12 protein-coding genes are annotated in these 15,137 nt (G+C 45.0%); 11 read left to right on the top strand and 1 reads right to left on the bottom strand.

Annotated features, from left to right (window positions below; genetic code table 11):
* Positions 1-80 precede the first annotated feature (80 nt).
* From isdE to LRL21_RS33965, 5 genes are read left to right on the top strand one after another with little or no spacing between them, the layout of a single operon-like run.
* Positions 81-968, top strand: a complete 888-nt coding sequence (gene isdE, locus LRL21_RS33985) for a heme ABC transporter substrate-binding protein IsdE (protein ID WP_240420242.1) — start codon at positions 81-83, stop codon at positions 966-968.
* A gap of 40 nt (positions 969-1,008) precedes the next feature.
* Positions 1,009-1,992, top strand: a complete 984-nt coding sequence (locus tag LRL21_RS33980; RefSeq protein ID WP_240420241.1) for a FecCD family ABC transporter permease — start codon at positions 1,009-1,011, stop codon at positions 1,990-1,992.
* Positions 1,982-2,752, top strand: a complete 771-nt coding sequence (locus LRL21_RS33975) for an ABC transporter ATP-binding protein (protein ID WP_240420240.1) — start codon at positions 1,982-1,984, stop codon at positions 2,750-2,752. Before LRL21_RS33980 ends, LRL21_RS33975 begins: the two co-directional genes overlap by 11 nt.
* A 43-nt stretch (positions 2,753-2,795) precedes the next feature.
* Positions 2,796-3,587 carry a class B sortase gene (gene srtB / locus LRL21_RS33970; protein WP_240420239.1) on the top strand — a complete coding sequence of 264 codons (792 nt, stop codon included), beginning with the start codon at positions 2,796-2,798 and terminating at the stop codon, positions 3,585-3,587.
* Positions 3,588-3,606: 19 nt separating this feature from the next.
* Complete coding sequence (locus tag LRL21_RS33965; RefSeq protein WP_240420238.1) at positions 3,607-4,773, top strand: S-layer homology domain-containing protein; 1,167 nt, start codon at positions 3,607-3,609, stop codon at positions 4,771-4,773.
* A gap of 96 nt (positions 4,774-4,869) precedes the next feature.
* On the opposite strand, the gene LRL21_RS33960 is transcribed toward LRL21_RS33965, so the two are convergent.
* Positions 4,870-5,010 carry a hypothetical protein gene (locus LRL21_RS33960; protein WP_240420237.1) on the bottom strand — a complete coding sequence of 47 codons (141 nt, stop codon included), beginning with the start codon at positions 5,008-5,010 and terminating at the stop codon, positions 4,870-4,872.
* Positions 5,011-5,227: 217 nt separating this feature from the next.
* On the opposite strand from LRL21_RS33960, the gene LRL21_RS33955 reads away from it, so the two are divergent.
* The 6 genes from LRL21_RS33955 to LRL21_RS33930 all read left to right on the top strand — a co-directional run bounded on the left by LRL21_RS33955 (position 5,228) and on the right by LRL21_RS33930 (position 15,111).
* A complete protein-coding gene (locus LRL21_RS33955; protein WP_240420236.1) occupies positions 5,228-6,226 on the top strand; it encodes a globin-coupled sensor protein in 999 nt (332 codons plus the stop codon).
* A 251-nt stretch (positions 6,227-6,477) separates the two neighbouring features.
* Positions 6,478-8,340 (top strand): site-specific DNA-methyltransferase, encoded by a 1,863-nt coding sequence (locus LRL21_RS33950; protein ID WP_240420235.1) that lies wholly within the window; start codon positions 6,478-6,480, stop codon positions 8,338-8,340.
* 15 nt (positions 8,341-8,355) lie between these two features.
* On the top strand, positions 8,356-11,403 hold the full coding sequence (locus LRL21_RS33945; RefSeq protein ID WP_240420234.1) for a type III restriction-modification system endonuclease: 3,048 nt from the start codon (positions 8,356-8,358) through the stop codon (positions 11,401-11,403).
* Positions 11,404-11,687: 284 nt separating this feature from the next.
* The gene (locus LRL21_RS33940; protein ID WP_420832523.1) at positions 11,688-13,244 is read left to right on the top strand and encodes an ABC transporter substrate-binding protein; all 1,557 of its coding nucleotides are present in this window, start codon (positions 11,688-11,690) and stop codon (positions 13,242-13,244) included.
* Positions 13,232-14,251 carry an ABC transporter permease gene (locus LRL21_RS33935; RefSeq protein WP_240420232.1) on the top strand — a complete coding sequence of 340 codons (1,020 nt, stop codon included), beginning with the start codon at positions 13,232-13,234 and terminating at the stop codon, positions 14,249-14,251. Before LRL21_RS33940 ends, LRL21_RS33935 begins: the two co-directional genes overlap by 13 nt.
* Positions 14,248-15,111 carry an ABC transporter permease gene (locus tag LRL21_RS33930; protein WP_240420230.1) on the top strand — a complete coding sequence of 288 codons (864 nt, stop codon included), beginning with the start codon at positions 14,248-14,250 and terminating at the stop codon, positions 15,109-15,111. The genes LRL21_RS33935 and LRL21_RS33930 overlap by 4 nt, the downstream gene beginning before the upstream one ends.
* The last annotated feature ends 26 nt before the right edge of the window (positions 15,112-15,137 follow it).

Raw genomic sequence — 15,137 nt, 5'->3', positions numbered from 1 at the left:
GAAATCCGGTGTCCTCGTGAATTTTAAACTGTAGGCGGGATGATAGCCGTTCTGCAGCGGTAAAGGAGACAAGAACTGGAATGCGTACAAGAATAAGCGCAGCATTAATCGCTCTTGTATTGATAATAACCGCAGGCTGTTCCACAAATGATGTTGTACCGGAGGCAGTGTCTCCTGATGCCAAGAGTTCATCAGCACCCTATCGCGTTATTGCGACAACCGTGGCGGCAACCGAAATGATGGATGCGCTCGGCATTGATCTGGTAGGCATACCCAAGAGCTATAAAAGCTTGCCAAAGCGGTATGAAGGTGTAACCCAGGTCGGTAATCCGATGAGTCCCAACATGGAAATCGTCAAATCGCTTGATCCTACAGACGTGCTATCGGTCACGACACTCGAATATGACTTGGCACCTGTGTTTAAAAATGCCGGTGTCGGTGCGAACTTTATGGATTTGACCAGTGTGGACAAAATGAACAGTGCAATTCAGGCGCTTGGAAATAAATATGACCGCAAGGCACAAGCTGACGCGATAATAGCGAAGTTTAATGACAAGCTTGCTGCCATCAAGAAACAAACTGAGGGTAAGCAGCAGCCTTCCGTACTTATATTACTCGGCGTTCCAGGAAGCTACCTAGTTGCTACGGAAAATTCCTATATCGGTGATCTTGTCAAGCTTGCTGGAGGCAAAAATATTGTTCAGGGTGAGAAGGTTGAATATCTTGCTTCCAACACCGAATATTTACAAAAATCCAACCCTGATGTCATACTGCGTGCTGCTCACGGGCTGCCGGATGAAGTAGTCATCATGTTTGACAAGGAATTTAAGAAAAATGATATTTGGAAGCATTTTGCAGCTGTTCAAACGAACAGGGTGTACGATCTGCCTGAGGAGTTATTTGGTACTACTGGTAATTTAGCTGCTGTCCAGGCTCTGGATGCCTTGATGCCGATGCTGTACCCATGAATATGTACGTAATCGATTTTGCCTATAAAGGAAGTTTGAAATGAGCAAAGCATGGATGAGTATGATTATTGTCGTCATTTTACTTGTGGCAGTTGCTCTTATATCAGCAACTACCGGCAGTATCAAGGTAGGGAGCCTGGAGCTGATACAGGGCTTGTTCAGTGGAACGAATAAAAGCGTACAGATCATTAAAGATTTGCGGTTACCGCGAATTATTATTGCCATATTCGTAGGCGCAGCTCTTGCAGTATCTGGTGTACTGCTGCAGTCAATATTGCGTAGCCCCTTAGCCGATGCCGGCGTTATCGGGATTTCTTCAGGAGCGGGTGTTCTGTCACTGCTATTTGTAACTTTGTTCCCACAGTTCTTTTTTTGGCTGCCTTTGGCCGCTTTTATAGGAGGGGCTATTGCCTGTTTTCTTGTGTATTCCCTGTCCTGGAAATCGGGTTTAACCCCGATTCGAATCATTCTGGTCGGAATTGCGGTCAATGCAACCTTTACGGGTCTGGGGCAGTCGTTCAATTACAGAGGCAGCTATGCCGTTACGAGCATTAATCAAGCTACCACTTCAGTATTTGCGATGAAAACATGGGGCGATGTACAAATCATGGTCATCTATGGTTCAATCGGACTGGTGTTAGCGATGCTGCTGTTTTCCTGGTGCAACCTGCTGTCGCTTCAGGATAAGTCGGCCCAGAACCTTGGCCTTAATGTAACGAAGGCTCGTCTGCTGATTTCGATCGTAGCGGTAATGCTTGCAGCTGTGGCCACAGCCATTGGCGGTTTAATCGCCTTTGTAGGCTTGTTAATTCCACATATCGCCAGAATATTGGTAGGCTCTGACCACAAGTTGCTGATTCCTTTTTCGGCGCTGGCGGGTGCACTTCTTATTTTGTCGGCTGATACGCTTGGGCGTACCATATTGGCACCTTCGGAGGTTCCAGCTTCTATTATTATGACGGTAATCGGTGGACCTTTTTTAATATTTTTACTGAGAAAGAGTGGTCAGACTCATGGACATTAAAAAGGTCACATTTTCTTATGACAAAAAAAACGATCATCTGAAATCCGTGAGCAGCAGCATCGAGATCGGGAAAATCACGACGATTATCGGCACGAATGGATGCGGCAAGTCGACGCTTCTTGGCATCATGTCCAATAACCATAAGCCCCGCAGCGGGAATGTGATTTTGGATGGCAAGTTCATTAACACGTATAAACCCAAGGAACTCGCCAGAAAACTTGCCGTTGTACATCAGCACAACGATGCTCCGTCGGATTTAACTATTGAGAAGCTTGTCGGTTTTGGACGCCTGCCGCATAAAAGCATGTTTGCTCCCCATTCAGATGAGGATACTGAAGCAGTCCTGCAGGCGCTGACCCGCACCAACCTGTTAGCCAAGAAGAATTTGACCATTGATCAATTATCGGGTGGAGAAAGGCAGCGAGTTTGGATTGCGATGTCGCTTGCGCAGAGCACACCTTTTTTGTTTCTGGATGAACCCACGACCTATATGGATATTTATTACCAATTTGAGGTTTTGAATTTAATTAAAAGTCTGAATGTAGATTATGGACTGACGATCGTCATGGTACTGCACGATATTAACCAAGCCATTCGTTATAGCGATAGCATCATTGTGATGCAGAACGGACAAATTGTGACGAAAGGCTCACCAGCCGAGGTGATTTCTGTGGAGACGATCAAGCAAATCTACGGAGTTGATGTCATCGTCAGAGAAGACAAGGATGCCGGGTTGTATATGGTACCGCTGGGCATTTAAGAAGGTGGCGCTGTAAATGATGTACAAATCGGTTTACCTTTTGTTGAGAACAGTGAGTGTTCACCGGGTATTGACTATATTGAGCTTGGGTCTTTTTGTATTTTGTCTGCTAGCGCTCGGCCGGATTTTTCTCGGTTACCGGGAGCAAGAGGCGCAGGCTGAGCAGGCAAGACAAATCTACTACCAGCAGATTGTTACGAACCGCGAAATATGGGAGGATGCAAGGGGGGAAGCAGCTTCGAAAGCTTTGTCTGTGCCTGAGGTTCGTCCTGCTTTTCGTGGATTGCTTGCTGTGAATACGGATATCGTGGGTTGGTTAAACATTGCGGGTACATCGGTCGATGATCCGATCGTTCAGGCGCAGGACAACGATTATTATTTGGATCGCAACTATAAAAAAGAAGCTTCCAGATCAGGCAGCATTTTTATGGATTATCGCAATACCGTAAATATGAATGACGCGAACACGATATTGTACGGACACCGGATGAAAAACGGCTCGATGTTCGGAGCTCTGAAAGCTTATGGAGAACGTGATTTTTTTGAGAATCATCGTACTTTTTTTTATGATACGTTGTACAAGAGCTACGAAGTTGAAATTTTTTCCTTCTATTATACAACAACCGATTTTAATTATATTGAAACAGCTTTTTCTGGGGATGCCGATTACTCGACATTTTTGCACAGCATCCAGAACAAGTCGATATACAAAACGGATATCGTACTGAACGGATATGAACCTATCCTTACTTTATCTACCTGTGATTATACGCTGGATCCTGTGGAGGGTCGGCTAGTTATTCATGGTGTACTGAGAGAAAGAACCATTCATTAGTTTTTGAGGAGTGTTAACGATGAGTCAATCCATTAAAAAGGTTATGGTTGGGATGTGTTTGGGGTCGCTGTTGGCGGTGGCGCTTCCTGTTGCGGGCTTGCCCAATTTGGCCTCCTGCGATAAAGCTTTTGCGGCTGAGGTCGGTACGGGTGCAAGTGTTAGCACAATAAAAGACGGCAGCTATTCGATCTCTTATATGATTAAGAAATTTGGTACGGAACAGCAGTCGGTGATGCAGGATTATGTGATAACGCCTGGAATCTTAACATCCGTTGGTGGTAAATATTACATGACGATTACGCTGAAGCAGGGTAAACAAATCACTGCTTTTAAAGCTGAGCAAAATGGTACGTTGAAGGATACAGAGATTGTTGGAACGAACGCAGCAAAGAATACAAGAGATGTGCGATTCGAGGTTACGGATCTCTCCAAAAAGCAGAAGGCTTGGGTGAAAATCGATTGGGCCGAGGTCAATTACTTCCATGAATACGACATTGAGATTTCTATTGACAAAAATAGTGCCAAGCTGATTGAGGGTAGCTCTGCACCATCATCAAAAGCAGATACTCCTGCAGAATCATCTCCGATTGATCAGAAGCCTGCGGTTGGTACCAACGTAAAGCCAAAGGATAGTGAGCAAGCTGCAGCTAAACCAGCACTAAACGATATTACTGGCCATTGGGCTCAAAATGCGATTGAACAGGCGGTAGCACAAGGGATTGTGAGCGGCTACGAGGATGGATCGTTCCATCCTGACGGGGAGATCAGCCGCTCCGAGTTTGCGGTGCTGCTCGGCCGTGCTCTGAAGCTGGAAGGGAAAAAAGCGGAACTCGCTTTCTCGGATCGTGCTCAAATTCCAGAATGGTCCCGTTCTTATCTGGAGCAGGCAGTCGGAGCGGGTATTATCGGCAGCTATGAGGACAATACCTTTCGTCCTAACCGTAATATTGTGCGCTCGGAGATCGCCGTTATGATCGTTCGTGCACTCGGATTGCAGCGTGATACCAGCCAGAAGCTGGGTTTTGCCGATGAAGGAGATATTCCACAATGGGCATATGCCGAGGTAGCAGCCGCTTCCAGCAAAGGAATTATTAGCGGAAGGGGCAATAATTTGTATGCACCCAACGCAGGAGCAACACGAGCAGAGGCTGTTACACTTTTACTAGCGCTCAGCAAGCTGAAATAAAATATAGTTCATCCCTTTATTAGCTAACGGCTGCTTCAGGCACTAAAAAAAGCCATGAGTTCTTCTTATAGAAGAGCATGGCTTTTTCTGGTTTTATTAATTTTCGTGTTTTTCGATCCGATTGATGGAAAGCAGTGAGTTGGTATCTGACATAAAATTATAAAATTCTTCTTCAGTTTCAAAAAGGTACGTTTTATCTTCTGTTACAACAGTGAATAATGCATCTTCATTTAGCATCGTTCTCACACCTCCCTTGCGATAATTTACTATATGACGTTATATCGTGGTTGATGTCCTGATAATATTACTTAATCTGTATTCAGAACATTCAAACAATTATTTATGCTGCTGATGCTGGGAGGATTTGCAAATCTAGATTGCATCCTGTCTAGTAAATCTTATATACTAGTGTAAGTTTGAAAGGGCATCTTTCATGATTTCAGGAGGTATGTGCATGATTCAAGTTGACGAGAGAAGAAGGAAACAGCTTACCTATACGGGGATCACAGAGAACGACTTGACCTTTTTGAAAAGTCAAAATGAACATTTTCAGGCAATTGTCGAAGCTGTCGTCGATAAGCTGTATGATCAAGTGAATCTGCAACCGGAGCTTGTTAAAATAATTAATGCCAACAGCACGATTGAGCGTCTCAAGCAAACACAGAGATGGTACTTTTTATCAATGGTGGAAGGGGTTATTGACACAGAATTTATTGAGAGAAGAATACATATTGGTAAGATTCACTCCCGCATTGGATTAACGACCGATTGGTATTTAGGCACTTACATGCTGTATCTCGATATTGCTGTGAATAACTTTAAGGTTGTCGCTCCTGACAATTGGATGCAGATCATATTGTCCCTCTCCAAGATGTTTAACTTTGATTCCCAGCTTGTTCTGGAAGCGTACGAAGCCGATGAAAAGCAGAAAATACAAGAACTATCCAACGATAGACAAGCGACCATTGTTAAGGTGAATAAGGCGGTCCAGGAGCTTGCAGCGATGATTGTTGAGCTAAGCGAAAGCAGCCTATCCGTATCGAATTCAGCTAATTTAAGTGCTGAGATTCAAGATCATGCCTTGAACAAGGTGGAGCAGCTTCAGGTTAAAATTGACGAGATTCATTCAGTGGGCAACTTGCTGCAGGAGGTTTCCGATCAGACCCATCTGCTCGGGCTTAACGCCGCTATCGAGGCAGCTCATGCCGGAGACCATGGAAAAGGGTTTGGCGTGGTGGCCAATGAAATTCGCAAGCTTGCCGCACACTCCAAGGACTCGCTGGATTTGATCAAAGGGACCTTGGAGGATATATCCACAGTGTTAAATGAAGTCATGCATGATACCCAGCAAACCTCGGCTCAGGCGCGCGATCAGGCAGCGGTGTCAGAGGAGTTAAACTCATTTGTCAATATGATCGAAGCGGTGACACTTGAGCTGGAGAATGGGATATAATGAAACAAGCCAACCTTCACAGGCTGGCTTTTATTTTAATCATAGATGCTGTTGTCTGACACGAATGTATCATTATGACTTTGAGCAGGACACGATAATAAGCTCTTGTTATAACATAAGCGTATAAGTTTTCAGCGAAGCTGAACGATTCTTATCTCGCAAGAAAAGCTACATATAAAACACGGATGTATCTTCGTCGAGTAGGCTCCGATCAGAAGCTTTTCTTATATTACATATGCTGGAGGGTAACTGTGGATAAACTTACAATGAAGTCGCAGCATACGGAACACATAAATACGAATGCAATTGCACAATTGTTTCCTAATGTTATTACTGAAGTTAGGGGTGAAGATGGGACACTGAGGCGAGTGATAGATTTTGACCTGTTAAAACAGGAGCTGTCACCCCATATCGTTGAAGGCGAGAAGGAGCGTTATCAGTTAACCTGGCCCGGTAAAAAATCGGCGATTCTTCAGGCTAATCAACCTATTGACAGGACACTCCGTCCGATTCATGCGGATAGTTCCGATTGGGACAATACCCATAATATGTATATCGAGGGCGACAATCTGGACGTATTGAAGCTCCTTCAGGAATCGTATTTAAACAAAATCAAATGTATATATATAGATCCTCCTTATAATACAGGAAACGATTTTATTTATAGAGATGATTATCGTCAGACGGTCGAGCAGTATGCCGAGGAATCAGGTCAGGTTGATGGTGAGGGGCTTCGCTATTTTCACAATACGGAGTCGAGCGGCAGATTCCATAGTGATTGGCTGACGATGATTTATCCGAGATTAAAGCTTGCCAGAAATTTGTTAAATGAACAGGGTGTTATCTTTATATCAGTAGATGATCATGAAGTGGATAATTTGAAAAAGGTGTGCGATGAACTATTTGGGGAAATGAATTTTATTGAACAGCTTGTATGGAAACGTCGGGCGACACCACCCAATGATCGAATTATCGGCAGGAATCATGAATATATCGTTGTGTATGCCAAAAATGCGAGTCAGGTGCAATTATACCTGCAGCCTCGTTCCGAGGAGCTAAATGCCAGATATCGCAATCCAGATGAGGATCCCAGAGGTCGGTGGGTGGCTTCGGATTTAAGTGCGAACGGCAAAGGCGGAAGACTTGTAGAAAGCTGTATATATCCTATTCTCCATCCGCAGACCGGAGAGGAATTTATGCCACCGGCTAACAAGTGCTGGCTGTACAATAAAGAAAAGATGGATGAGCTGCTGGCTGACGGAAGAATTGGTTTTAGGGAAAATTCGGGCGCGCCTTATTTGAAAAGATACTTGTCGGAGGTTAGAGATGGTGCGACGCTGCCTACCATTATTGAAAATGGGGGATTCTCATTCGATTCGGCCAAAGAATTGAAGGCACTTTTTGACAAAGACACGTTCGAGTTTCCCAAGCCCACCACTTTACTGAAAATGTTGTTGAGAACTGGATCGATAGATGACGATGTGGTACTTGATTTTTTCTCGGGCTCGGCTTCGACAGCGGATGCAGTCATGCAGCTGAATGCAGAGGATGGGGGCAATCGCAAATATATTATGGTGCAGCTTCCTGAACCTTGTGCGGATCGCAGCGAAGCTCGACGTGCCGGCTATGAGACGATATGTGACATCGGAAAAGAACGAATTCGTCGGGCTGCCCGTAAAATTAAAGCAGAAACCGATGCTATGATCGATTACGGATTTCGGGTATATCGTGTCGATTCTTCCAATATGAAAGAGGTTTATTACGTACCGGAGCAGCTGGAACAGCAGTTCGTGCTTGAGCTTGAATCCAATATCAAAGAAGATCGTTCGAGCGAGGATTTGCTCATTCAGATCATGCTTGAATTGGGACTGGAGCTGTCTCTGCCAATGCAAATCAAGGAGATTGAGGGCAGGCAGGTGTATGCAGTCGCAGGAAATACGCTCGTCTGCTGTTTTGAAGAAAGGATTACACGGGATGTGATGAAGGAAATTGCCAAAGAGAAGCCGCTTCGGGCCGTATTCCGCGACAGCTCATTTGCAAGTGATGCCGATTGGATTCATGTCGAGGAAATGTTCAAATCGCTATCCGCAGGCACCGAGATTAAAGTTATATAGGCAGGTGAGTGAAGCGTGAAGCTTAAGTTCAAACATCAGCAATTCCAGACGGATGCTGTACAGTGTGTGATAGACTGTTTTGATGGACAGCCGAGTGCAGTGTCCCGATTTAAGTTGAATCCGGGAAAGACGCCTGCGGCCGGGCAGATAGTGTGGGATGCTCAAGACTCCCCTGCCCCCTCTGGAACTAAAAATCATCAGATCGAGCTCTTGCCTCCACAGGTTCTGGCCAATATTCAAAAAGTGCAGATCCATCGTGGTCTTAAGCCTTCAGGTAAGCTTGAAGGTCAATACAATCTGACGATTGAGATGGAGACGGGTACGGGTAAGACGTATACTTATATAAAATCAATGTTTGAGCTTAATAAAAAGTACGGCTGGAGCAAGTTCATTATCGTCATTCCTTCCATAGCCATTCGTGAGGGTGTATTTAAATCATTCCAGCTTACGGAAGATCATTTCATGGCTGAATACGGGAAAAAGGCCCGCTATTTTATATACAACTCCAGGCAGCTTCACCAAATCGAAAGCTTTGCGAGTGATCCCGGCATCAATGTGATGATTATTAATTCGCAAGCTTTTGCGGCAAGGGGAAAGGATGCGAGAAGAATCCATATGGAGCTCGACGAGTTCCAATCCAGGAGACCGATAGATGTTATAGCCTCTACCCATCCGATTCTGATCATCGACGAGCCGCAATCAGTGGAAGGGGAAAAAACAAAGGAAGGGCTGAAGGAATTTAAGCCGCTGTTTACGGTGAGATATTCGGCAACGCATCGGAAGGATCAGGAGTTTAACAAAATTTTTCGTTTGGATGCGCTGGATGCTTATAACAGAAAGCTAGTCAAAAAAATCAACGTCAAAGGCATTTCCGTTAAAGGTATGGCTGGAACTGAAGCTTATGTATATGTGGAAGGTCTGGATCTGAGTCACAAGCAGGCACCCGCGGCGAGGATAGAGCTTGAACAGAAAACCAAATCCGGTTTGAAGAGGATAACTCGCAGACTGCAGGCAGGTGATGACCTTTACCGACTGTCCAACAACCTTGAAGCCTACAAAGGCTACACCTTAACCGAGATCAACGGAGTCCGCAACACAATCAGCTTTACGAACGGAATAACTTTGTCCGCAGGAGAGGTTCTGGGGGATATCGATGAATTGAGCTTCAGAAGAATCCAGATCCGTGAAACAATCAAATCCCATTTTGAAAGGGAACGGGTGCTATTTCTTCAAGGAATCAAGGTGCTGTCTTTGTTTTTTATCGATGAGGTTGCCAAGTATCGTCAGTATGACCCGGATGGTCGGGAAGTCAGCGGTGTGTATATGCAGATTTTTGAAGAGGAATATGCGAACGTCATGAGTGATGAGATTAAACACTTGGACCAGCAAGCATATGCCCAATATCTGAACAGCATTCAGGTGCAGCAGACACACAAAGGCTACTTTTCGATTGATAAAAAAAGCAGCAGGTTCGTGGATTCCAAGGTAACGGCTAAAGAAACCGATTCGGATGATGCCGATGCCTATGATCTCATTATGAAGGATAAGGAAAGACTGCTCAGTTTCAAGGAACCGACCCGGTTTATTTTTTCTCATTCGGCGCTTAAGGAAGGCTGGGATAATCCGAATGTGTTTCAAATATGCACATTAAAGCACAGTGATTCCATGATGAAAAAACGCCAGGAGGTTGGCCGGGGGTTGAGGCTTTGTGTTAACCAACATGGTGATCGGGTAGATGCTTCGATGCCGGGGATCGATGTTCATGATATTAATGTGCTAACGATTGTCGCCAGTGAATCATACGATTCGTTTGCCCGGCAGCTTCAGAGTGAAATTGCCTCAATCCTGTCGGACAGGCCGCAGAAAGCAGATATTTCATTTTTTCTCGGACATTTATTAATTAACGAGCTTGGCGAAACCCTACACATGGATGAATCACTTGCCAAAAAGCTGAACAAATCATTCATCAGAAATAACTATATTAATGATGACGATGAGCTTACGCAGGATTATTATGAAGCTGCTTCGAATAATCGTGTGATGCTTCCCGAAGAGCTGCAATCTTTCCGGAAAGCTATAATGGATTGGGTAGCAACGATTTATTCAGATCTACCAGCCGGTTGGATCAACAATGATCGCACAAACAATATGAAGCAATTGCAGCTGAGTCCTAACTTCTATACACCAGAGTTTCAGGAACTATGGAATCAAATACGATATAAGACCACCTACACGGTTAATTTTGATTCGGCAGAGCTTGTTCAACAATGTGTAGTTGAATTGGATACAAAGCTTACTGTTCCCGAGGCCTATTACCGGATTGAGCATGGTGGGTTAGGAGGGATTCGCTCCAAAGAACAGATGCAGACAGGCGATGGTTTTGAGCTTCACGAAACCTACACACAAAAGGTTGAACGCCACGCTGCGTCACAGGTTAAATATGATCTGATCGGTAAGCTGGTTAATGGAACAAGGCTAACCCGGAAAACGATCGTGAACATGATCAAGGATATCCGGCCTGAGACGTTTCTTTTGTTCAGAAAAAATCCTGAGGCTTTTATTATCCGGGCTTCAAGGCTGATCAATGAACAAAAGGCGAATGCGATTATTAAACGAATTACGTACGATGTAGTTAATGAAGCCTTTGATACCACTATCTTCACGATGAATCCAAAGAGCGGACAAGCTGGTCACAATGCCATGCCAGTGAATCGTCACATTTATGATTATATCGTCACCGATTCGGAGCTCGAAAAAAAGTTTGCCCAGGAGCTGGATATAAGCAAGGAGGTTTGTGTCTTTGCCAAGCTGCCTAAGGGATTTTTCATCTCAACCCCAGTTGGTGATTATAATCCGGATTGGGCGATCGTGTTTAACAAAGGGGTGTCGAAGGTGATGTATCTGGTAGCTGAGACCAAGGGTTCCATGAGCTCCATGGACATTAGGGGGATTGAAAACGCCAAGATCCAATGTGCCCGAAAGCATTTTGAGAAGATCAATACCGAGTACTTCAAGTACGAGGTTGTTGATCATTATGAGATGCTTCTGGAGCTCGTCAGATAAGAAAAGCTTATAAAACAACGTTGCTTTAACTAATAAATGCCGAATGTTGTCATACACCTAACATCTCATTCACCTATATCAGGGCGTGGGATGTTTTTTGTGTGCAGAATAACATAAGTTGATAAAGCTTTGATTGAAAAAAGAGTGTCCTTATTTCAATTTTGTGTTACAATTTGTTAAGTTCGTAACACGATACATAAAAAGAACAACAAGGACAAGGAGTGTTTGATGTGAAACAGAAGACAAGTAAGTGGCTGGGGATGGTACTGCTTGCTGGCTGCATGATGGTATCCGGGTGTATGTCCAATACCAAAGAAAAGGCTGCCAACCCGACAAGCAATGCCAAGGATCAACTCGTTTTATCCGTTGGTGCGGAGCCAGAAGGTGGTTTTGACCCTACGACAGGCTGGGGAAGGTACGGATCGCCATTGTTCCAAAGCACACTGCTTAACAGAAATAGCGATATGAAAATTGAAAATGATCTGGCTACCGGATACGAAGTAAGCAGTGACGGCACAACGTGGACGATCAAGCTGCGCAAGGACATCAAATTTTCAGATGGCAAGCCGTTAACGGCTGAAGACGTTCAATTCACTTTTGAAACAGCAGCCAAAAACGGTACAGCCATCGATTTGACCAATATGGAAAGTGTTAAGACTATGGATGAAGCTACTGTAACGTTCAAGCTTAAAGAACCACAATCTACTTTCATTACCTTGCTCGTTTCAACAGGCATTGTGCCCAAGCATGCATACAGCAAGGATTACGCAAGCCATCCCGTAGGCTCAGGTCCTTTTAAGCTGGTTCAATGGGACAAAGGGCAGCAGGTCATTGTTGAGGCGAACCCTGAGTATTACGGGAAGAAGCCCTTTTTCAAAAAACTAACATTTTTGTTTCTAAATGAGGACGCTTCGTTCGCGGCTGCAAAGGCAGGAAAAGTGGATGTATCCTATATTCCATCAGCTTTTAGCAAGCAAAAGATTGAGGGTATGCGTCTTGAAGCTCTAAAAACCGTAGATAACCGCGGTATTATGTTTCCTTATGTAAAATCAGGACAAAAAACAAAGGAAGGCATTCCTGTTGGTAATGATGTGACGGCAGATCTATCCATTCGTAAAGCCATTAATGTTGCCTTGGACAGAAAAGCACTCGTTACAGGGGTACTCGAAGGCTACGGTTCTCCCGCTTATACGGTGAATGATGGCTTACCTTGGTGGAACCCGGAAACCGTTTTTCCTGATGCCAATGTGAATGAGGCGAAAAAGCTGTTAGCAGATGGGGGTTGGAAGGATACCGACGGGGATGGCATAGTGGAAAAGGGTGCTTTAAAAGCACAATTTTCACTTGTGTATCCTTCAGGCGATGTTTCCCGGCAATCACTTGCACTGGCAGCCGCTGATATGATCAAGCCAATTGGAATCAAAATCAATGTTGAAGGTAAGAGCTGGGATGACCTTGGAAAAATGATGTATTCAAACGCTGTAATGTTCGGCTGGGGCAGTCATGATCCTTTGGAAATGTATAATTTGTACAGCAGTAAATATAAAGGTGCCGATTATTACAATACAGGTTATTACAGCAACCCGACCGTAGATGAATGGATGAATAAAGCGATGCTGGCAAGAACGGAGGAAGCGGCGTGGGATAACTGGAAAAAGTCGCAATGGGATGGTAAAACCGGCTCAAGCGCCAAAGGAGACGCTTCCTGGGCATGGCTCGTAAACATCGATCATTTGTACCTGGTGAAGGATAAGCTTGATATTGGCAAACAAAAAATTCATCCCCACGGACATGGTTGGCCTGTGACCGATAACATCGAGGATTGGAGATGGAAGGAATAGAGAAGCAGGGTTGGATTCTGCAGAACCGTACAGCAGCATTTTGGGGACGAAAGGTAATTCGGCTTTTATCCCTGTTGTTCGCTGTCAGTGTGATCTCGTTTTGGCTTGTCGAGCAATCTCCTATTGATCCTATACAAGCTTATGTGGGTACGGATGCTATGAAGGTAAGTCCTGAGCAGCGGCTGCTGATTGCTGAGTATTGGGGGTTGGATAAGCCTCCTGTAGAGCGGTTTCTGCGTTGGGGCTCGGCGCTGCTGTATGGTGATCTGGGCACATCGATGATCCACCGGATTCCGGTAGTTGAAGTCATCGGGGAAAGGTTTATGAACTCGGTAGCACTTATGGGCGTATCGTGGCTGTTGTCGGGAGTGATCGGATTTGTCGCGGGCACAGTCGCGGCTATGAACAAGGATAAGTGGATAGACAAGCTGATCCAATGGTACTGTTATACCTTGGCGTCTACCCCAACATTTTGGCTTGGGTTATTGTTATTGATTGTTTTTGCAGTTTGGCTCGGATGGTTTCCGGTTGGTCTGGGAGTGCCTGCAGGTGTGCTGGCAGAAGATGTTACTTTCGCTGATAGAGTTCAGCATATGATTTTACCGGCATTGACCTTAAGTGTGGTTGGCATTTCCAATATTGCTCTGCATACACGGCAAAAGCTGAATGAGGTGTTGGCGAGCGACTACGTGCTTTTTGCGAGAGCGAGAGGGGAATCCGGTTTTCGTTTATTCTGGAGGCATGGACTACGAAATGTCGCACTTCCTGCGATTTCCTTACAATTCACCTCTTTTAGTGAGCTGTTTGGAGGTGCTGTTCTGGCAGAGCAGGTATTTGCATATCCGGGACTGGGACAAGCGACTGTTGAGGCTGGTCTGCGGGGCGATGTACCGCTGCTGCTGGGCATGGTGCTGTGCAGCTCATTATTCGTATTTACCGGCAATGCGGTAGCAGATCTGATTTATCGGATAGTGGATCCGAGGCTTGCAGCAGGAGGTAGCCGATGAGTCGATCATGGAGTGACACAACATCCCGTGCACCTGTAAAAATTCGTGTGAACCGCAGAAAGCGTTCGTTTATTTATAGTGGAATTGTTTCTTTGTTTATTTTGACTGCCTGGCTTGGCGGCTATTTGGTAGATTCGACGGTATTGGATACACATTTGGAAAATAGAAATCTGTCGCCATCATTTGCTCATTTGTTCGGCACAGACTGGTTGGGTAGAGATATGTTCTCACGAACGGTCATGGGGCTTGGCATCAGTATTCAAGTTGGTTTTATTGCTTCAGCATGCAGCTGTTTAATAGCCGCCATACTCGGACTGATGGCTGCAATGGGAAGGACTGCTGACGCGATTGTCTCTTGGTTGATTGATCTATTTTTAAGTGTACCGCACTTGGTTTCGCTTATTTTAATTGCTTTCGTGTTTGGTGGAGGTATGAAGGGAATTATTATCGGAATTGCCTTCACGCATTGGCCGAGCCTTGCGCGTATTATTCGTGCGGAGGTACTGCAGCTTCGGTCAGCCGAGTACGTACTGGTCTCTCGTAAGCTTGGCAGGTCTCGGCTGTGGGTGGCCTCTCGGCATATATTCCCGCACTTGCTTCCACAGCTGCTCGTCGGATTATTACTACTATTCCCGCATGCTATTCTGCATGAAGCGGCAGTAACCTTTATAGGCTTGGGGCTATCGCCGCATCAGCCGGCTATAGGCATCATTTTATCCGAATCCATGCGTTATTTATCAACTGGCATGTGGTGGCTGGCATTTTTTCCTGGTATTTGTTTACTGCTGATTGTTCGTTCATTTGATAGGGTAGGCGAGCAATTACGTGTACTCGTGGACCCGCGCCAATCGCAGGAGTAAGCAGGGAAGTAAGTTTTCTACGAAAA

Origin of the sequence: Paenibacillus periandrae, assembly GCF_022458865.1 — a bacterium.
GTDB lineage: Bacteria > Bacillota > Bacilli > Paenibacillales > NBRC-103111 > Paenibacillus_S > Paenibacillus_S periandrae.
This window is presented reverse-complemented; position numbering and strand designations above follow the sequence as displayed.